Source organism: Sphingomonas sp. GW821-FHT03E12 (assembly GCF_059420685.1).
The window spans coordinates 40,671-59,230 of sequence record NZ_JBWKUF010000007.1; the positions used below are offsets into that span (position 1 = coordinate 40,671).

Consider the following 18,560-nt stretch of genomic DNA (forward strand, 5'->3'; position numbering starts at 1 on the left):
GCAGCCTTAGTATCTGCCCCACACGAAGCGTGACGACAGCGCGAAATTCCACACCGCCGCCACCACGATCCCCGCCAGAGCGGAGGGGGCCCATTGCGCCTGCTGCACATCATGCAGGAACGCGGCGACCCCGACATTGGCGATCGCGCCGACCGAGCAGACGATGCAGAAGCCGATCCAGCCGTCGAGCAGCGGACGGAACCCCTTCAACCGCGCATCGCGATAGGTGAGCGCGTTATTGAGGAAGAAGTTGAAGGTCATCGCGACCAATGTCGCGACGATGGTACCGGTCAGGAAGCTGTATCCGAACAGCCGGTAGAACAGCCACAGCGCGCTGAAATGCACGCCCGCACCAAGCGCGCCGATGCCCGAGAACATCGCAAACCGCACCGGGATCACGCGCCCGAACATGCGGTCGTACAGCGCGATCAGATATTCCATCGCGACGACATGATCGAGCTTGCTCTCCCCCTCCTGCCGGGTACGGAAGACATAGGGCAGCTCGGTGAACTTCAGCGGCCGCGGGCTCGCCGTCATGATGTCGAGCAGGATCTTGAAGCCGATCGCCGACAGATGCGGCACCATCTCGCGCACTACGTCGCTGCGGATCATGAAGAAGCCGCTCATCGGGTCGCTGAGTTCGGCCTTGAGCACCCGACGCGACAGCTTCGTCGCCAGTGCCGACTTGGCGACGCGATCCTTGTCCCATTCACCGGTGCCGCCGCCATCGACGAAGCGCGATCCGATCGCGACGTCCAGACCCGCGTCGCCCTGAAGCGTGTCGAGCATCTTCGGCAGCAGCGTCTCGTCATGCTGCATGTCGCCATCGATCACCGCGACATGCGGCGCGGCGGTGGCGCACATCCCCTCGATCGTCGCCGAGGAAAGCCCGCGCCGCCCGATCCGCTGGATCACCCGGACGCGGGTATCGGTCCGCCCCAGCTCGCGCGCCGCCTCGGCGGTGCCGTCGGGGCTGTCGTCATCGACGAAGATCGCTTCCCAGCGCCGCCCCGCCAGCGCCTTGTCGAGCGCAGCGACAAGGATCGGCACGTTGCACCGCTCGTTGAAGGTCGGGATGACGACCGCCAGTTCGAGCGTCTCAGCCGTCACGCAAGCGCCTTCAGCACGGCGTCGCCCATCGCTTCGGTCGACAGCGTCCCGCCCAGATCCGCGGTACGCGCGCCGCCGACCAGCGCCGCGGTCACCGCCGCCTCGATCCGGTCCGCCGCCTCGTCCATGCCCAGCGAGTAACGCAGCAGCATCGCCGCCGACAGGATCGTCGCGCAGGGATTGGCCTTACCCTGTCCAGCGATGTCGGGCGCCGAGCCGTGGATCGGCTCGTACAGCCCCTTGCCACTGCCGTTGAGCGCGGCCGAGGGCAGCATGCCGATCGATCCGGCGCACATGCTCGCCTGATCGGACAGGATGTCGCCGAACAGATTGCCGGTGACGATCACGTCGAACTGGCCGGGATTGCGCACCAGCTGCATCGCGGCGTTGTCGACATACATGTGAGTCAGCTCGACATCGGGGAACTCGGCCGAGACCTCGATCACCACGTCACGCCACAGCTGCGAGGTTTCGAGGACGTTGGCCTTGTCGACCGAGCAGAGTTTCTTGTTGCGCACCTGTGCGGTCTCGAAGCCGACACGGGCGATGCGCGCCACTTCGTCTTCATTGTACGACATGATGTCGTAGCCCTCACGGCGGCCGGCCGCGGTGGTGCGCATGCCCTTTTCGCCGAAATAGACGTCGCCGTTGAGCTCACGCACGATCACCATGTCGATCGCGCCCGCCACCTCGGGCTTGAGCGCCGAGGCGTCCTCAAGGCCGGGGAACAGCCGTGCCGGGCGCAAATTCGCAAACAGCTCCAGTTCCTTGCGCAGGCCGAGGATCGCCTGCTCGGGGCGCAGATGGCGCTCGAGCGTGTCGCAACGCGGATCGCCGACCGCACCGAACAGCAGCGCATCGGCACGCTTCGCCAGATCGAGCGTCCGCGCGGGGAGCGGATGGCCGTCGCTGAAATAGGCGGCGCCGCCGACGGGCGCTTCCTCGAAGCTCAGGCCAAGATCGAGCGCATCGAGGACGCGGCGCGCCTGCGCGGTGACTTCCGGCCCGATCCCGTCGCCGGGAAGAATTGCGATCAAAGGCATCTATGCTCCCACCCACTCAGGTCACGGGCGCATTACCGCCTCACGCGGATCACGCAACCGCCCTGTTGAACCGGTCGACCAGGCGCGCGCGCGCCGCAAACACTTCGGCGGCCTTACCGTGGAGGAGATCGCGTTCAAGGAAATGTGCGGTCAGCTTGAGCCCAGCAAAGATATCCGCCCATTCCGCCGGCCCGCCCGCGACCACGAAACGCGGCAGCGCCAGCAAGCGCGATTCGTAACCGGCCGCGCCCGAGCGGCTGACCGCAATGCCACTCTTCGGGCTGACATAGGCGAGATCGTCGTTGATCCCTGTTGCCGCACAGCGCTCCAGATCGAGCCCGAAGCCGAGTTCGGCGAGCATCAGCAGCTCGTACCGCACCAGGGCCGCGGCCCAGCCGCGCGCCGCCGGTGCTGCCTCGATCGCGTCGAGCAGCCCTTCAAGGGCCGAATGGATCAGCGGATAGGGCTGCCCCTCGGGCAGCGAAGCGGCGGTGAGCGCGGTCGCCCATTCGAATGCGGCGGCGGGCAACGGCTCGCGGAACATCGGCGCGCGGCTGTGCACCAGCTCGACCGTCAGCGCGGGCAGTTGCTCCTCGGTCCGAGCACGCCAGTCACCAAGGATGACATTGCCCGGCTGGAGCACCGGCCGTAGCTGGCGGGAGCGTCCGCCGCGGACATAGCCCGCCATCAACCCCGCTTCCGCCGTCAGCGCACGCACGATCGCCCCGGACTCGCCGTGCGGGCGGATCGCGAGAACGATGGCGGAGGTCGCTAGGTGCATGGGGGTGGTTTAGACCGTCGGCGCCTGCGCGGAAATGTCCGCTACGCTAAGCGCGGCAACAAGCGACTTCGCGACAAAGGGCGAGCAGATCCGCGCCATAGACAGGCATGATCGAGACAAGCTTCATTTCGCCCGTGGCGATTCGGCTCAGGTGACCTTCCACAAACCTGGTATGCTTCTCGTGAAATCTGGCCTCCGCCGAGGGATGTGGCGGTTCGAACAAACGATCGAACCTGGCATCGGCGTCCAGACGGCATCTTGTCGAAACCTCTAGGTCGGCGACAATGTTGCCGCGGCGAAAATCATCCATCTGGATGGCCTCCACGCCGTCAAGATGCAGCGTGTATGCTTCCCCGTCCGCCCGGCTGAGATAAAGCGTGGCTGTTTGATCGCGCAGCAACAGGCCATCGAGATAGCCGTCATGAAAGCTTGGGAAATCGATCGACATTCGAGAGCGCTACTACAGACGAGATCATACCTGCCATAGCGTTAGGGCCACCCTATGCTACCCCCGCCGCAGCTTCTTGCTCAGCCCGTCCAGCCCTGCCGCCTCGACCAGCGCCTTGCCGCCCGCGACCGCGCGATTGAAGCTGCCCAGCGCCGTGGTCGCAGCGCGGTTGGCGATGCTGGGGCGAAGCAGCAGCAGGTCGAGGCAGGCGACGCCGTCGGTGGAGAATTGGCGTTTGTGTTGACCTTCGCCCTCGGTGAAGTCGAAACGGGCGAAGTCTTTGTTGGCGAACAGGTCGCGGAACGCTTCCATTTGCAACACCGCGCCGGGAGACAGATCGTTGAACGCCGGGTCGTGCCCGACATATTCGTAGATCAACGTTTCACCCTGCGCGGGACAATAGAGATATGCCGCGGGCCGGTCGCCGACATAGAGCAGCCAGGCGCGCACCTCGCCCGCCGCCGCCTTCTCCAGCATCGTGCGCACGAACTCCGGCGTCCCCGGAAGCCCCTCCCCCATCAGCTTTTCCTGATAGGTGTTGACCGCGATGCCGCGCGCGATGCCGTGGAATTGCTGCAACTCGGCCGCGGTGCGGAACCGCCGCACGTCGAGCTGCCCGCCCGATACCTGCGCGACCTTCTTGGCCTTGCGCTTCACCCCCTGGCGCGCGCTCGACGACAGGCTCGCGAGATAGCCGTCATAGCTTCCCGTCAGATCCGCAAAGTAGCGCGTATAGCGCTGCCGGACGAAGCCGATCATGCCGCCCGAGGCAAAGGTCATCGCCTCCACCCGGTCCTCGGGCAGCGAGGTGACGACATAGCCCTGCGCTTCGTCGGGCAACGGCGGAAGCGCAGGCAACCGCCCCTCCCGCGCGGCATCGAGGCTGATCGCGACCGGCACAAGCTTGCGTTTGACGCGCAGCACGGTGCGCGCGCCGATACGGAAGTTGAGCGCTGCCGCCGCGACGCTGGTCACGCGGCGCGTTCCGAAACGAGGTTCGACCAGAGCTGTTGCGCCTGACGGATACGGGTACGGATCAGGCTGGGGCCGAGCGGCACGTCGTTATGGTCGAGCGGCAGGCCGGACAGTCCGGCGAAATGACTGGTGACGAGCGCGCCGCGGCGTTCGTCGAGCATCCGGCACAGCGCCTCGAACCGCCCGACATGCACCGCATTGGCGCGGGTGCCGGCGCGGTTCGCCAGCTCAAAGCCGTGGCTGACGACGGTCACCGCGGCATGCCCAGCGCGCACCGCATGGTCGAGCGCGTCGCGCATCTCGGCGGTCGACAGTGCGCAGATCTGGAAGTGGCGCAGATGCCCGGCGCGGTCCTCGATCAGCGTCACCGGCAGCTCGATCACCCCGCGATGCTCGGTCGGCGCGATCTGGCGCTCGTGGAGTCCGATCGCACTGGGCCAGGGATGTTCGGAGCCATTGTGGCTGCTGTCGTACCGGATGCCGATCTCGGCCAGTGCCGTCAGCGTGTCGTCGCTCGCCGAATAGCTGCCCGAGCGGAAGGCGATCGGCCGCGGCGCGCCGGCCGCGACCAGCAGGTCCGACGCCGCACGAATCAGTTCGCGCTGCTCGACCAGCGTGAAGTCGATCAGCTCGAACGAGGCGTGCTTGGTGCGATCCTCTGCACTCGCCGCCGCCCAATTGGGATGGAGATGCAGTTGCACCTCCTGCCCCGCCTCAAGGATCGCGCCGACGACGCGCCTGATCGGTTCGATGCCGTACGCGACCGCGGGCATCGGATCGACGAAGAAAGTCGCTTTCAGATCATGTTCGGCGAGCTTGCGCAGCTGATAGCCGATCCCCACCCCCGCCGGCTCGAGCGAGCGTTCGGCGATGGCGTCGATGTCCAGCCCCGCGGCGTGGTGACGCCACATCAGTTCGGTATCGACGGTGAGGAACGTACGAGTCGGCATGACGCCGCTTTATCCTTCCCCCGTGAAGAAATCCCAAATCCGGACATTGTCCGGCCTTTCCCCTCCCCTAGGCGTGAAAGCTCCCGCGCTTCGAGAAAATTCTTGAGCTGGGGCGCAAGGCAGGCAACACAGGCCGCATGTCCGAGGCGTAACGGGGCGGAGCGTAACGATGACCGGTATGACGATCCGCCGCTTCAGCCTGGTCTCCTTCGCCCTTGTCATGAGCCGGACCGGCATCCTCAGTTGATGCTCCCCGCCTGATTGGCCGCCGGGCGCGCCGATTGCGTGCATGATTCCCGCGGCAACGGGTGGCAAAACGCCGCCGCCCTCACGTTCAAACACGATGCGGTTTGCAGATCCCGGGATGTCGCGATCCTTTCACCGAGCGATGCCGGGATCGTCCGCCTGACCGCATCGCATGACGCCCGGCTTCCCGCCGGCTTTCGAGGTATCATGATCCAATCGCGTTCCTTGAGCCAAGACGATCTTCCGGCTCCCGGCGAGCGAAAGGCGGCGCGCCGCAATCTGTTCGTCGCCTTCACGATCCTGTTCTGCACGGTCGGCATCCCGGCGATGATGATTCCCGTGCTGCTCGGCGCCATCCAGGACGATACCGGCTGGTCGAGAGGGGACGTGTCGACCCTCAACTCGATCAAATTCGGTGTCGGCGCCGCCACCGCATTCTTCACCGGCCATCTGGTCGAACGGTTCGGCGTCAAGCGGCTTGCCATCCTGTGCGCGGTGATGGCGGGCGTGGCGCTGGCGATGTTCGCCAATGCCGCGACCTTGCCCATGCTCTATCTGGTCGGCGCGCTGCTCGGCTTCAGCGCGCTGGGTACGGCGACCTCGATGAAGATCTTCGTGTCCCAATGGTTCGCGGAGGGCCAGGGGGTGGCGGTGGGCATCGCCTTTATCGGCCTGAGTTCCGCCGGCGTGGTGGTGCCGTGGCTGACCACCGTCGCGGTCGAAGCCTATGGCTGGCGCAGTGCCGTGCTGATCATGAGCGCCGGTATCTGGTTCGTCGCATTGCCGGTCCTGCTGTGGGGTGCGCGCGAGCATATTCGGCCGTCCGCCCGAACGGAGGATGGCCCTGCTGTCGAGGAAAGCCCGGCGGAAGCGTTTCGCAGCATCCGCTTTTCGTCCGTCCTGATCCTGCTGCTCTGCTCGAACTTCCTGATCGGCCTGGTCGATGAATCGGTCGCCACCCACCTCTTCCTGTTTCTCGACCGCGAAGTGCAGCTCGGCGCCGGCATTGCTGCCATCGGCTTCTCCAGCGTCATGCTGATGAGCAATGTCGGGAAGATCGGCTTCGGCTGGCTGATCCAGCGCTTTTCGACGAGCGGGGCGGCTACCTGCTTCTTCATCGCCGCCTTTGGCGTGCTGCTGACGCTGCCCGTCGGCGGAGTCGGCACGATCGTCCTTCTCGCGATCGTCTATGGCCCGACGCAGGGCGGCTTCCTGGTCAATATCCCGGTGCTGTCCCGCCAGATCTTTGGCCCGGTCGCGATGATCCGGGTGATCGCCGTGATGACGACGGCGTTCAATTTGGGCGCGGCGGTCGGCCCGGCGGGCGTGGGCTATGTGTTCGATGCGACGGGATCGTATCGGATTCCCTTCATCCTGCTCAGCGGCACTGCCGTGCTCGCCGCGTTCCTGATGGTGCTGTGCGGCCGACTGGTGCGGCGTCAGGAGCTTCGGTCTGGGGCGTTGTAGAGCGCCGGGAGTCTACCAGCACGATCGGCGCCGGATTATGTTCGGGATTGGCGGAATCTAGCCGTTCCGCTTCCGGCACCGCCCCGTCAGTGGCGGGCAGACCGCAACCGCCCATGTCAGTCGTTCAGGTCGCCGCTCAAGCCCGCCGAAAGCGATCGCCCGTTCACGTCCGAGCTTCGTATGCGTCCAGTAGCGCCCACAGGCTGCTCGAGTCCGCGCCCTGCTGCTCGACCGCGTTGCGAACAGCATAGAACTCGTCGTCGCTCTTGATGTGACCCCGGCGGACTACTCGCCGGACCAGCTTGGAGAACCTCGCGCGCATCTCCGACAGCGTCGGCAAGCCAGCTTGCGCAAGCTCGTGATCGCTTGCGGTCACCTGGCTGGCGGGCCAGTCACTCGTAAACTCGACAATGTCCCCTATCGCCATCCCTAGGCCGCTCCGCGCCTTTGCGGGGGTCTTCTCCGCAATTCGATCGAGCACAGCTACCGGATGAGTATCCGCAGTGAGTAGATCAGATGGAAAGACCTTAGGGACGATGTGGCTGAGCCAAGATCGCAGACGCGCATATTCGGAGGGATCGATCCGCATCGCCGCTAGCCTGACAGAGCTGCATTATCGGCGCAACGGCAGCTCTCCACACGTCGAGCGCGCCAAGCGGAAGGTTCGCTTGCCAACCGGTTTCGGCCATCCCGGCGCCAGTCAATGCCCCGCAGCGGTCAAGCAGCCGGCAACGCCACCGCGGACGCGAGCGCTAAACCGACAGAAGCACGTCATATGCGACGCTGCGCCACTCGCTTTTGATGAACAGCTGCAACTCGGCAGCGCCCGCCTTTTGTCCCTTGGTCTTCACGACCCGAACGCGGTAGCGGTCCTGCCCGGCCAATTTGTCGAGGGGTGGCAGTTCAAGCCGGCAGGGATAGCCTTCCGCATGGGCGGAGTCCGCACAGGATAGTCCCGAAGCAACGACCTTTCCCGACTGGGCGGATACGATCGTTGCGGAATATGGCCGCCCCTCCGGCAGGCCGGTGCAATCGTGCACGAAAACATATATCTTCAGAGGGTAGGCAACGGGCGACGCCAATACCCCGTTTCGCCACCCGCCGTAGCTGCCCGTGGAAATCGAGCACCCCGTTCCGTTTGCCGAAACGGTACTCTCGATGGTCTCAAGTCGATTGTGCCAGGTCAGCAGGGCAAGCAACACAATGCCGATTGCGACACTGGCAACGATGCATCCCCGCCCTGCCAACACCATCGCCCCTTCGCTGCTTGCGCGCCCGACGGCTAAGCCATGGAGCGCTTGGCTTGTCGCGGCAAGGGTGCCCCTTGCTCCGTTTCACTGCCCGACACCATCGCACGCGTCCTCGACCTTTCAGTCGACTCCATCGAAGAGGGTCGAAACGCCGATCAGCGCCTCACCGCGCGTGGTAGAAATCATAGACCTGCTGCGCGACCGCCGCGGAGACGCCGGGGGCTTTCTTGAGATCGTCGAGGCTCGCGCCTCGCACCGCACGCGCGGTGCCGAAATGCATCAGCAGCGCCTTTTTCCGCGCGGGACCGATGCCGGGCACCTCGTCCAGCGGGCTGGCGGTGAGCGCCTTGGCGCGCTTCTGGCGGTGCGCGCCGATCGCGAAGCGGTGAACCTCGTCGCGCAGTTTCTGGATATGGAACAACGCCGGCGAGTTGACCGGCAGCATCCGTTCGCTGCCGTCCATCAGGTGGAACACCTCGCGTCCCTCACGACCGTGATGCGGCCCCTTGGCGACGCCTACCAGGCAGACATCTTCGATCCCCAGCTCCTCCAGCACCGCGCGCGCCGCATTCAACTGCCCGCGCCCGCCGTCGATCAGGACGAGGTCGGGCCAGATGCCCTTCTCACGGTCCGGATCCTCCTCCTGCGCGCGGCTGAAGCGGCGCGTGAACACCTCCCGCATCATCGCGAAATCATCGTCGGTTGCAGCGCTCTTGATGTTGAACTTGCGATACTGGCCGGTGCGGAAGCCTTCCGGCCCCGCGACGATCATCGCGCCGACCGCATTGGTCCCCTGGATATGCGAATTGTCATAGACCTCGATCCGGTCAGGCGGCTCGGCCAGACCGAACAGGTCGGCGATGTCGCGCAGATTCTTCGCCTGGGTAGTCGATTCGGCGAGCCGCCGGTCGAGCGCCTCGACCGCGTTGCGCCTGGCCTGTTCGAGCAGCCGCCGCCGAGTCCCCCGTTGCGGCATGCCGATCGCGACCTTGCGCCCGGCGCGCTCGGCCAGCGCCTCCGACAACAGCTTCAGATCATCCATGTTGCGGTCGACGAAGATGGTGCGCGGCGGTGGAACCTCTTCGTAGAATTGCATCAGGAACTGCGCGAGGACCTCCTCCTCCGGCACCTCGGCGGTGTGCGCGGGGAAGAAGGCGCGATGGCCCCAATTCTGGCCGCCGCGGATGAAGAAGGCCTGGATGCCGATCGTGCCCTGTTTGGCGGCGAGCGCGAAGATGTCGGCGTCGCCCACCCCCTCGGCATTGATCGCCTGGCTGCCCTGGATGAAGGTCAACGCCTTCAGCCGGTCGCGCAGCACCGCCGCCAGCTCGAAGTCCAGATTCTCCGCCGCGGCCTGCATCTGCTCGCCGAGCTTGGCCTGAACCTTGGTCGACTTGCCCGACAGGAAGTCGCGGGCGTCGCTCACCAGCTCCTCATAGCCGGTCTTGTCGATGCGATCGACGCAGGGCGCCGAGCAGCGGCGGATCTGGTAGAGCAGGCACGGCCGGTCGCGGGTGTTGAAGAAGCCGTCGGTGCAGCTGCGCAGCAGGAACAGCTTCTGCAGGGCGTTGAGCGTCTTGCGCACCTGCCCCGCCCCCGCGAACGGGCCGAAATAGTCGCCCTTGACCCGCCGCGCACCGCGATGGAGCTGGACCCGCGGAAAATCATGGTCGCCGCGCAGCAGGATATAGGGGAAGCTCTTATCGTCGCGCAGCAGGACGTTGTAGGCGGGGCGGAAGCGCTTGATCAGCTGCGCCTCGAGCAGCAGCGCCTCCGCCTCGTTATTGGTGGTCACCACCGTCATCGACCGGGTCTGCGCGATCATGCGGCGCAGGCGGTTCGAGAGCTTGGCGGGCTGGGTATAGTTGGCGACGCGGTTCTTGAGCGCGCGCGCCTTCCCTACGTACAGCACGTCGCCGCGCGCGTCCTGCATGCGATAGACGCCGGGCCGCGCGGGCAGGGTCTTCAGCACATTACGGATCGCCGCCACGCCCGCGTCGAGATCGGGGGTCTCCGACCCGCGCACGGCATAGGTGGCGGTTTCTTCATTGAAGCGATTGGGGGAATTGGGGTCCGACATCAGGCAAGCGATTTAGGACGGGTCCCGCTCCCCAGCAACGGCGCACGCGCACCTTCCCTATCTGTCGCGGCGATGCCATCAATGCATCCCAAGGGGGATCCGTCACAGGGAGAGGTGGATCATGCTGGACTGGCTGCGCAAATTGATGGCCGGCGATCAGGACGCCGCACCGCCGGGCGCCAGGGTGGAGCGCGACGCGCAAGGGCGAATCGCCAGCGTCCAGCAGACGCTGTCGCTTGCGGAGGATGATCCCGATGCGCCCGCCCATCCGCCTTTGGCCGCGACGGACGGCCTGACCGCGCGCCTCGACGCCGCCTGCGACTGGCTCTCGAACTGCAACATCGCGCTGGCGCGTGAGCGGGGCGTCGGTCTCGAACGCGATTATGCATTCGATCAGGATACCGGCCAGCTCGTCCTGAAGTTCGGCGGGCGGAAGACCCTTGCCGCGCACGCGCAGATCCTCGGCAGCTTCGATCCGCGCGACCGCAGCTTCATGTGGAGCTGGGCCAATCCGTCGATCCGGCCCGAGCTCTGCGAGGATGCGGCGCGCCTGAAGGCCGAGGGCGAGCGGCTCGGCGCCGCGTCGCTGACCACGCCGGTCCAGACGGTCGCCTTCGACGACTTGTTGCCGCTGCTCGCGCTCGCCGCGCAGGAGGGCGGGGCGGACGGCGTCTATCGCTGTATGGTCAACGGATCGACCTCGCTGTTCGTGGCGCTGCGCTTCGACGGGCCCGCGCCGAAGGGCGCCGCTGAGCCGAACAATGGCTTGCTGGAGGCGGCGCATGCGCTGGCCGCCGGCTATGATCGCGAGATGCTGCCGTTCGACCGTGACTATCATGCACGGGAGGAGGAAAGCGGAGGCCTGCGCGACCTGCTCGACCGCAAGCTGGAGATCTATCAACGCTACTGGTCGCGGGACGACGACTATTGGGAACCCTCGTCTGTCGGCTGGCCGTCGGATCATGATCCGGACACCGTCCAGCTCCGCTTCACTATTCTCCATCCCAAGGGCGGCGCACTGGATGTCGCGATCGGCGAGCTTTCGCGGCAGACCGTCTATCGCATCGAGCAGGTCGATGGCGGGCTGAAGATTACCGACCAGCTGATCGACTGGGGCGATGGGTTCGTCTGGCCCACGCCGCCCGGTCAGCGGAACGAGGCGCCCTGAATCCGGCGATTGCACACCGGTTTCCATCTGATAGCTTTGGTCCAGACCAATATCGGGGGATCCGTCACATGCGTATGCTTTCCGCTCTTCTCGCCACATCGCTGCTCGCCGCGCCCGCGCTCGCCGGGCCCGACTTCGCGCCCGCGGTGGATGCGGACTATGCCACGCATCTCGAAAAGCTGTTCCTCGACTTCCACAAGAACCCCGAGCTGTCGTTCAAGGAGACGCGCACCGCCGCGATCATGGCGAAGGAGCTGCGCGCAGTCGGCGGGATCACTGTGACCGAAGGCGTCGGCGGGACCGGCGTGGTCGGTGTGATGAAGAATGGCGACGGCCCGGTGGTACTGGTGCGCGCCGATATGGACGGTCTGCCGCTCAAGGAGGACAGCGGGCTTTCCTACATGTCCACCGTCACCCAGACCGACATCGACGGCGTGGTGAAGCCGGTGATGCACGCCTGCGGCCATGACGTGCACATCACGTCGATGATCGGCACCGCACGCCAGCTCGCCAAGATGAAGGACCGCTGGAAGGGCACTGTGGTGTTCGTCGTCCAGCCGGGCGAGGAACGGATCGACGGCGCGCGGCGGATGCTCGCCGACGGGCTCTATACGCGTTTCCCCAAGCCCAACTACGCCGTCGCCTTCCATGTCACCGCGGGCATTCCCACGGGCAAGATCGGACTCGAGCCGGGGATCAGCAGTTCCTCGTCCGACAGTGTCGATATCACCATCCAGGGCATCGGCACGCATGGCGCCGCGCCGCATCTGGGCAAGGATCCGATCGTGATGGGTGCCGAGATCGTGATGGCGCTGCAGACGCTGGTGAGCCGCGAGATCGCTCCGCTCAAGCCCGGTGTGGTCACGGTCGGATCGTTCCATTCGGGGTTCAAGCACAACATCATCTCGGACAAGGCCGAGCTTCAGCTGACAGTCCGCTCGGACGATGAGGACACGCGCAAGAAGCTGCTCGACGGGATCAAGCGGATCGCCGCCAATGTCGGCCGCATGAACGGCCTGCCCGAGGACAAATTGCCGCAGGTGAAGGTCGGCTTCGAATCTACCCCGGTCACGCTAAACGATCCGGCGCTCACCAAGCGGGTACGCGGCGCGATCACCACCGCGTTCGGCGACGGCATCATCCACTATGAGGAACGCTCCGGGATGGGCGCGGAGGACTTCGCCTATTTCATCCAGAAGGATCTGGGCGTTCCTGGCGCCTATTTCGTCGTCGGCGGCACGCCGCAGGCAGATATCGACGCGGGCAAGAATGGCGGCAAGCCGGTCTCGGGCCACCATTCCCCCTTCTTCAAGATCGACCCGAAGCCCTCGGTCACGCTCGGCACCACGGCGATGACCGTCGCGGTGCTCGACCTCCTCAAGAAGTAGCCCGGAATCGCGGCCTGTAGTTGGTCGAAAGCCGATTGCAGGCCGCCGCGACCCTTCATAGCCTCTCCGCATCATAGGGGAGGATATGATGAAGCTAGCTGTCACTGCCGCGCTCCTGCTCGCCGTCGCCACGCCGATCGCCGCACAAAAGGCGACGCCGGCAATCACCGCCGCACTCGCCGATCCGTCGCGCCCCGCCGATCACCGGACCCGCGACGCCACGCGCAAACCCGCCGAACTGCTCACCTTCGCCGGGATAAGGCCGGGGCAGCGGGTTGCTGATTTCGTGATGGGTGGCGGGTATTGGACGCGCATTCTTTCGCCGCTCGTCGGAGCGAAGGGCAAGGTCTACGCCTATCAGCCCGAAGAATTCATCAAGTTCCGCGCCGCCTATGCCGATGAGCAGAAGGCCGCGGTGGCGGGCCTGTCCAACACCGTCGCGCTGAGCGAGAGCCTGGGAGCGGTCAACTTCCCCGAAAAGCTCGACGCGATCGTGACCGTCCAGAACTATCACGACCTGTTCCTCGCCCCCTTCCCCAAGGGCACGGGCGAGGCGGTGACGCGCAAGCTCTACAATTCACTGAAACCCGGCGGCGTGCTACTGGTGGTCGACCACGTCGCCAATGCCGACCCCGAGAACAAGGCACCGACCGCGCTCCACCGCATCGACCCCGATGTCGCGCGGCGCGAAATCGAGAAGGCAGGCTTCCGCTTCGCCGGCAAGCTCGACCTGCTGCGCAACACCGCCGATCCGCACACCGCCGGCGTCTTCGATCCCTCGATCCGCGGCAAGACCGACCAGTTCGTGTTCAAGTTCGTGCGTCCGCGCACGCAGTGATGCGTATCGCTATCCTCGCGATCGTGCTCGCCGCGGCGCCATCCGCATGGGCGACCACATCCGTCGAGGCCGAGCTGGCGGCGATCGGCAAGCCTGCCGCGATCTTCGTCACCGGCGGCGGCACGGATCAGAGCTATGCGGACGGCCTCGCCGATCCTGCCACCGGCCGCGCGCTGACCGTGGACACGCCGGTGCGGATCGCGAGCAACACCAAGACCTTCACCGCCGCCGCGGTGCTGCGGCTATGGGAGCAGGGGCGGATCGCGCTCGACGCACCGATCGGCGGCCTGATCAACCCGCGGCTCGACCGCATCCTGCGGGCCGACGGCTATGACACGCAAGCCATCACGGTGCGCCACCTGCTGAGCCACAGCGGCGGGCTATACGACCATGGCGGCGACAAGCGGTTCGTCGAATCATTGATGACCGACCCCGGCAAGGTGTGGACGCGCGAGGCGCTGGTGAAGCTCGCGACCGACTATGCCGATCCACAGAGCAAACCGGGCACCGAATTCCGCTATTCCGACACCGGCTACATCCTGCTCGGCGACATCGTCGAACGGATCACGGGCAAGACGCTGGCGACATCCGTACGCGAGCTGCTCAAGCTCGATACGCTTGGCCTCAAGGCGACGTGGTGGGAGATCTACGAGGCCCCGCCCGGGGGCGCCGAAGGCCGCGCGAAGCAATTCATCGGCGACAAGGACGTGACCGCGGTCGATCCGTCGATGGACCTGTTCGGCGGCGGCGGGCAGCTCATGTCGGCGCGCGACCTCGCGATCTTCTTCAAGGCCCTGTTCGAGGGGCGGGTGTTCGACAAGCCCGGGACGATCAAGGAGATGCTGTGGAAGGGGCCGCACAGGAATGCTGGGATCTATCGCCTCGGCATCTTCGTGCAGCAGACGCCCAAGGGCGAGCGCTATTGGCATAGCGGCTTCTGGGGCACCTACGCCGCCTATGCACCCGCGAGCGGCATCGCACTGGGCACGGTCACGACCAGACAGGGCACCAAACCGCTGATGCCTTTGGTCGACCGTCTGATGCATCAGACGCCGTAAGCGCCGCTCCCGGCCGGGAACGGCGCCCTCGGGGCATCACTGCCAGTCGGCGCGGCCTTCCTTGCCGTCGAGGAACGGGCGCACCGTCCGCGCCAGCTCGGGCGCGAGGAAGATGTCGTAATGGGTGCGGCCGGGCAGGATGGCGAGGCGGTGCTTGGTCACATGCTCGCGCTGCCACCCGCCGTCGCGCCGGCCGCCGCCGAGCAGCTTGAAGAACTCGACGCTGCCCTCCGGCCGCCACATGTCGGCGTCGCCGACCACCAGCATCACCGGCATGGTGAGCGCCTTCACCTGTGACGACCAGTCGAAGTCGCGGCGCATGAGATCGCCCATCTGGTCGAGCAGGCGCGGGAAATCCTCGACCTTCGGCGCACGGGCGACGTAGCTGGTGTACATCGGCGTATCCTTCATCATCGGCGCCATTGCGGCGGTGAGCTGGCGCTGGATCGGCACCATCTCGGGCTGGATGCCGGCGGTGGAGAGGGTCATCGACACCAGTGCGAGGCGGCGCACGCGATCCGGATGCCGCGCGGCGAGCTGGAAGGCGACCCCGGCGCCCATCGAATAGCCCATCACATCGACCTGCTTGAAGCCGAGCTTGTCGAGAAGGATGTTCATGTCGGCGCCCATCGGCTCGATCGCGATCGGACGGGTGCCGAGCGGGGTGCGGCCATGGCCCTGAAGATCGACCGCGATCACCTGTCGCCCGGCCGCGAGGGCGGGCAGGATCGGTGCGAACATGTCGATCGAGCCGAGCCCGCCATGGAGCAGCAGCAGCGGCTCTCCCTGCCCGCGAATCTCGTAATAATAGGCGATCCCGTTCACCTCGACAGTGCCGGAGCGGACGGGGGCGGCTTGCGCGGCGGACGCCGGCGCCGTCTGGGCCTGCGCGGCAAGCGGCGTGGCCAGAACCGCGGCGGCGATCAGCAGGTGCGAGCGGATGCGTGCGAACATGTCTTGTCTCCTGTTCCGGCGCACAATTTTGTGCACCTTCATGAGAGACGACGAACGGCATTCGCCGTTCTCGACACGCGTCCTGAAAAAATTTCGCCCGCGCAGCAGCACCCCGCGCGGGCGAAACGATCAGAAGCGGAGACCGACGCCGACAGTGCCCTGATGGCGATGGCCGGCGATGCCGCCATAGTCCGAATAGCGATATTCGGTGCGGACCAGGAACTTGCCGATGTCGAGTTCCAGACCGCCGCCGACGCGATAGCCGTCGCTGTTGGCGGCATAGGCGGTGTCCGGCTTTGCCGTCGTTGCAAGATTGTCGAAGCTGCCGCTGGTCCGGGCATTGGTGTAGCCGGCCTTGCCGTAGACCATCAGATTCGGCGCCACGACCGCGCCGATCCGGCCACCGACATAGAGGTCGCGGCCCATGTCGTAGCAGTGGCGGGCGTTGATCGTGCCGGCCGTGCTGTTGACGCAGCCGCCGGTGGTCGTGCCGGTCACTTCGGCCTCGGCACCGTAGCGCATGCTGCCCGATCCGAGGTCATAGGTGACAGCGCCGCCATAGACGAAGCCCGTCGGATCGGTGCTTCCGCCGCTTGAATGATCGACACCGCCCAAGGCGACGATGCTGGGGCCTGTGAACGGCTCCGCGTCCTGCGCGGCGGCAGGGACTGCGACGAGCGCGGCAGGCAGAATCAGGGCTGTGGCGAGAATTCGCATAGTATGTCTCCTCAATGGTCGGGGATGCCGGCAAGGGACCGGCAAAGGGATACGCATTTGCTCCTCGAGCAGAACACGGCCGCTGCATATCGGCCGAAACGGGTGGTCGTTTCGGAGCCGGGCCGATTTTTGCCCGAATTATGGCATTTGGAATTGCGCCTGCCGCAACGCTGAACCTCAGTTCAACGGCAGGTGTCAGGCATCCAGCACCTCACGCACCTTCACCGCGAGCTGCTGGACGGTGAACGGCTTGGCGAGGAAGGCGACGTCGTGGTCGAGCATGCCGTTATGGACGATCGCGTTGCGGGTGTAGCCGGTGGTGTAGAGCACCTTGAGCCCCGGCCGCTTCTCGCGCGCGCGATCGGACAGGATGCGCCCGTTCATGTCGGGCATCACGATGTCGGTGAACAACAGGTCGATCCGCGGCTGGATCTCGAGCACGGTGAGCGCCTGATTGGCGTCCGCCGCCTGGACGACGACATAGCCGAGCTCGCGCAGCGCATCGACCGACATGTGCCGCACGCCCTCCTCATCCTCGACCACCAGGATGATCTCGTCATCCTTCGCGCGCGGCAGGACGTCGGGCGAGAGCGGCACGCCCGGTGCCTCCGCCTCGCCGAAATGACGCGGAAGATAGAGCTTCACGGTCGTACCGACACCGGGCTCGGAATAGATCTTCACATGCCCGCCCGACTGTTTGACGAAGCCGAACACCTGGCTGAGGCCGAGCCCCGTCCCCTTCCCAACCCCCTTGGTGGTGTAGAAGGGGTCGAAGGCGCGCTCGATCACCTCGGGCGGCATGCCGGTGCCGGTATCGGTGACCGAGACCATGACATATTGCCCCGACAGCACTTCGGCATGGGTCAGCGCATAGGCATCGTCGAGATGCGTGTTCGCGGTCTCGATCGTCAGCCGTCCGCCGCCCGGCATCGCGTCACGCGCGTTGACGCACAGATTGAGCACCGCATTTTCGAGCTGCGTGCCGTCGATGAACGCCGGCCACAGTCCGCCCGCCAGCACCGTTTCGATCCGGATATTCTCGCTGATCGTCCGGCGCAGCAGCTCCGACATGCCGCCGACCAGCTTGTTGGCGTCGAGCGCCTTGGGCGCGAGCGGCTGTTGGCGGGAGAAGGCGAGCAGTCGCGCGGTGAGCTGCGCGGCGCGCTCCGCGCCCTCCATCGCGTTATCGATCCCCTCGCGCGCCTTGACCGGATCCTTGTCGAAGCGCCGCTTCGCCATGTCGAGGCTGCCGATCACGATCGCGAGCATGTTGTTGAAGTCATGCGCGACGCCGCCGGTGAGCTGGCCGATCGACTCCATCTTCTGCATCTGTCGCAGCTGCGCCTCGACCGCGGCGCGGCTTTCCGCTTCCTCGGTGATCCTGCGGTTGGCTCCGAGCAGCGCCTGCCCCACTTCGATCGCGGCGCGGGCACGGCGGCGGGCGTCGCGGGTCGCATAGGCGGCCAGCGCGAAGACCGCCGTCGCGCTGGCGATCAGCCACAGGGTAAGCCAGCTCGACCGGCTCGCCAGCGTTTCCGAGCGCGCCGTCAGCAGCCGGCTCGCCTCCGCCTTCATTGTGCCGATGATCGCGCGGCACCGGTCCATCAGCGCCTTGCCGATCCCGACGCGCACGATTTCCGCGGCACGGTCGAAATGTCCGGCACGCGCTTCATCGAGCCCCACGGACAGCCGTTCGACGCGTGCGACCGCGCATTGCTCCAGCTGATCCGCGGCAGCCAGCTGACCCGGATTGTCGGCCAGCATCGGGCGGAGTGCGGCAAGGTCGCCCGCCAGCTGCCGCCGGCCGTCAAAATAGGGCTGGAGATAGACCGGGTCGCGCGTCACCAGATAGCCGCGCTGTCCTGTCTCGGCGTCCTGAAGGCGCGAGCGGATCGTGCTGAGCTGCTCCTGCACCCCGAGGGTGTGGACCACCAGCCGCTGGGCCATCTGCTGCTGCTTGAACAGAATCAACGTGCCAAGCACCGCCGCCGCGACCACCGCAAAGCCGATGATCAGCGCAATCAGCCCACGATCCTGGCGAGCGTCCCCCATGCGATTGAGACTACGTGAAAAAAGGGGCGCGGCAA

General features: G+C 66.0%; 17 protein-coding genes. 5 read left to right on the top strand and 12 right to left on the bottom strand.

Annotation, left to right across the window (positions count from 1 at the left end; translation table 11 throughout):
- Window positions 1-6 precede the first annotated feature (6 nt).
- From AC07TU_RS19235 to AC07TU_RS19260, 6 genes are read right to left on the bottom strand one after another with little or no spacing between them, the layout of a single operon-like run.
- Window positions 7-1,110: a glycosyltransferase gene (locus tag AC07TU_RS19235; protein WP_495189546.1), complete on the bottom strand. Its 1,104-nt coding sequence runs from the start codon at window positions 1,108-1,110 to the stop codon at window positions 7-9.
- Window positions 1,107-2,153, bottom strand: a complete 1,047-nt coding sequence (gene leuB, locus AC07TU_RS19240) for a 3-isopropylmalate dehydrogenase (RefSeq protein ID WP_495189547.1) — start codon at window positions 2,151-2,153, stop codon at window positions 1,107-1,109. Before leuB ends, AC07TU_RS19235 begins: the two co-directional genes overlap by 4 nt.
- 49 nt (window positions 2,154-2,202) lie before the next feature.
- The gene (gene recO / locus AC07TU_RS19245; RefSeq protein ID WP_495189548.1) at window positions 2,203-2,934 is read right to left on the bottom strand and encodes a DNA repair protein RecO; all 732 of its coding nucleotides are present in this window, start codon (window positions 2,932-2,934) and stop codon (window positions 2,203-2,205) included.
- A gap of 46 nt (window positions 2,935-2,980) precedes the next feature.
- Entirely contained in the window at window positions 2,981-3,382 is a 402-nt protein-coding gene (locus tag AC07TU_RS19250; protein ID WP_495189549.1) for a hypothetical protein, read from the bottom strand.
- Window positions 3,383-3,439: 57 nt separating this feature from the next.
- Window positions 3,440-4,357 carry a GNAT family N-acetyltransferase gene (locus AC07TU_RS19255; protein WP_495189550.1) on the bottom strand — a complete coding sequence of 306 codons (918 nt, stop codon included), beginning with the start codon at window positions 4,355-4,357 and terminating at the stop codon, window positions 3,440-3,442.
- Window positions 4,354-5,307 carry a polysaccharide deacetylase family protein gene (locus AC07TU_RS19260; RefSeq protein WP_495189551.1) on the bottom strand — a complete coding sequence of 318 codons (954 nt, stop codon included), beginning with the start codon at window positions 5,305-5,307 and terminating at the stop codon, window positions 4,354-4,356. The genes AC07TU_RS19255 and AC07TU_RS19260 overlap by 4 nt, the downstream gene beginning before the upstream one ends.
- A gap of 471 nt (window positions 5,308-5,778) precedes the next feature.
- Here AC07TU_RS19260 and AC07TU_RS19265 point away from each other — a divergent pair, with 471 nt between their 5' ends.
- Window positions 5,779-7,020 carry an MFS transporter gene (locus AC07TU_RS19265; RefSeq protein WP_495189552.1) on the top strand — a complete coding sequence of 414 codons (1,242 nt, stop codon included), beginning with the start codon at window positions 5,779-5,781 and terminating at the stop codon, window positions 7,018-7,020.
- A 163-nt stretch (window positions 7,021-7,183) separates the two neighbouring features.
- On the opposite strand, the gene AC07TU_RS19270 is transcribed toward AC07TU_RS19265, so the two are convergent.
- The 3 genes from AC07TU_RS19270 to uvrC form a co-directional block, all read right to left on the bottom strand.
- Window positions 7,184-7,609 (bottom strand): hypothetical protein, encoded by a 426-nt coding sequence (locus AC07TU_RS19270; protein ID WP_495189553.1) that lies wholly within the window; start codon window positions 7,607-7,609, stop codon window positions 7,184-7,186.
- 163 nt (window positions 7,610-7,772) lie between these two features.
- Window positions 7,773-8,273, bottom strand: coding sequence for a hypothetical protein (locus tag AC07TU_RS19275; RefSeq protein WP_495189554.1), 501 nt, complete (start codon window positions 8,271-8,273; stop codon window positions 7,773-7,775).
- Window positions 8,274-8,433: 160 nt separating this feature from the next.
- Entirely contained in the window at window positions 8,434-10,350 is a 1,917-nt protein-coding gene (gene uvrC / locus AC07TU_RS19280; RefSeq protein ID WP_495189555.1) for an excinuclease ABC subunit UvrC, read from the bottom strand.
- Between the two features lie 121 nt (window positions 10,351-10,471).
- Between uvrC and AC07TU_RS19285 the strand changes: the two genes are divergently transcribed.
- From AC07TU_RS19285 to AC07TU_RS19300, 4 genes are all read left to right on the top strand, one after another.
- On the top strand, window positions 10,472-11,518 hold the full coding sequence (locus AC07TU_RS19285; RefSeq protein ID WP_495189556.1) for a DUF6882 domain-containing protein: 1,047 nt from the start codon (window positions 10,472-10,474) through the stop codon (window positions 11,516-11,518).
- A 68-nt stretch (window positions 11,519-11,586) separates the two neighbouring features.
- A complete protein-coding gene (locus AC07TU_RS19290; RefSeq protein WP_495189557.1) occupies window positions 11,587-12,906 on the top strand; it encodes an amidohydrolase in 1,320 nt (439 codons plus the stop codon).
- 88 nt (window positions 12,907-12,994) lie between these two features.
- A complete protein-coding gene (locus AC07TU_RS19295; protein WP_495189558.1) occupies window positions 12,995-13,744 on the top strand; it encodes a class I SAM-dependent methyltransferase in 750 nt (249 codons plus the stop codon).
- Window positions 13,744-14,802 (top strand): serine hydrolase domain-containing protein, encoded by a 1,059-nt coding sequence (locus tag AC07TU_RS19300; RefSeq protein WP_495189559.1) that lies wholly within the window; start codon window positions 13,744-13,746, stop codon window positions 14,800-14,802. The genes AC07TU_RS19295 and AC07TU_RS19300 overlap by 1 nt, the downstream gene beginning before the upstream one ends.
- Window positions 14,803-14,838: 36 nt before the next feature.
- Here the strand turns inward: AC07TU_RS19300 and AC07TU_RS19305 are convergent, their stop codons facing one another.
- From AC07TU_RS19305 to AC07TU_RS19315, 3 genes are all read right to left on the bottom strand, one after another.
- A complete protein-coding gene (locus tag AC07TU_RS19305; protein ID WP_495189560.1) occupies window positions 14,839-15,756 on the bottom strand; it encodes an alpha/beta fold hydrolase in 918 nt (305 codons plus the stop codon).
- Between the two features lie 129 nt (window positions 15,757-15,885).
- Window positions 15,886-16,473 carry an outer membrane protein gene (locus AC07TU_RS19310; RefSeq protein ID WP_495189561.1) on the bottom strand — a complete coding sequence of 196 codons (588 nt, stop codon included), beginning with the start codon at window positions 16,471-16,473 and terminating at the stop codon, window positions 15,886-15,888.
- Between the two features lie 195 nt (window positions 16,474-16,668).
- Complete coding sequence (locus AC07TU_RS19315; RefSeq protein WP_495189562.1) at window positions 16,669-18,525, bottom strand: CHASE3 domain-containing protein; 1,857 nt, start codon at window positions 18,523-18,525, stop codon at window positions 16,669-16,671.
- Between the last annotated feature and the right edge of the window lie 35 nt (window positions 18,526-18,560).

Bases quoted from the DNA above. Each gene is read 5' to 3' on its own strand.
- leuB (WP_495189547.1), bottom strand. From the start codon at position 2,153: ATGCCTTTGATCGCAATTCTTCCCGGCGACGGGATCGGGCCGGAAGTC.
- recO (WP_495189548.1), bottom strand. From the start codon at position 2,934: ATGCACCTAGCGACCTCCGCCATCGTTCTCGCGATCCGCCCGCACGGC.
- AC07TU_RS19250 (WP_495189549.1), bottom strand. From the start codon at position 3,382: ATGTCGATCGATTTCCCAAGCTTTCATGACGGCTATCTCGATGGCCTG.
- AC07TU_RS19260 (WP_495189551.1), bottom strand. From the start codon at position 5,307: ATGCCGACTCGTACGTTCCTCACCGTCGATACCGAACTGATGTGGCGT.
- AC07TU_RS19270 (WP_495189553.1), bottom strand. From the start codon at position 7,609: ATGCGGATCGATCCCTCCGAATATGCGCGTCTGCGATCTTGGCTCAGC.
- AC07TU_RS19275 (WP_495189554.1), bottom strand. From the start codon at position 8,273: ATGGTGTTGGCAGGGCGGGGATGCATCGTTGCCAGTGTCGCAATCGGC.
- uvrC (WP_495189555.1), bottom strand. From the start codon at position 10,350: ATGTCGGACCCCAATTCCCCCAATCGCTTCAATGAAGAAACCGCCACC.
- AC07TU_RS19285 (WP_495189556.1), top strand. From the start codon at position 10,472: ATGCTGGACTGGCTGCGCAAATTGATGGCCGGCGATCAGGACGCCGCA.
- AC07TU_RS19290 (WP_495189557.1), top strand. From the start codon at position 11,587: ATGCGTATGCTTTCCGCTCTTCTCGCCACATCGCTGCTCGCCGCGCCC.
- AC07TU_RS19295 (WP_495189558.1), top strand. From the start codon at position 12,995: ATGAAGCTAGCTGTCACTGCCGCGCTCCTGCTCGCCGTCGCCACGCCG.
- AC07TU_RS19300 (WP_495189559.1), top strand. From the start codon at position 13,744: ATGCGTATCGCTATCCTCGCGATCGTGCTCGCCGCGGCGCCATCCGCA.
- AC07TU_RS19305 (WP_495189560.1), bottom strand. From the start codon at position 15,756: ATGTTCGCACGCATCCGCTCGCACCTGCTGATCGCCGCCGCGGTTCTG.
- AC07TU_RS19310 (WP_495189561.1), bottom strand. From the start codon at position 16,473: ATGCGAATTCTCGCCACAGCCCTGATTCTGCCTGCCGCGCTCGTCGCA.
- AC07TU_RS19315 (WP_495189562.1), bottom strand. From the start codon at position 18,525: ATGGGGGACGCTCGCCAGGATCGTGGGCTGATTGCGCTGATCATCGGC.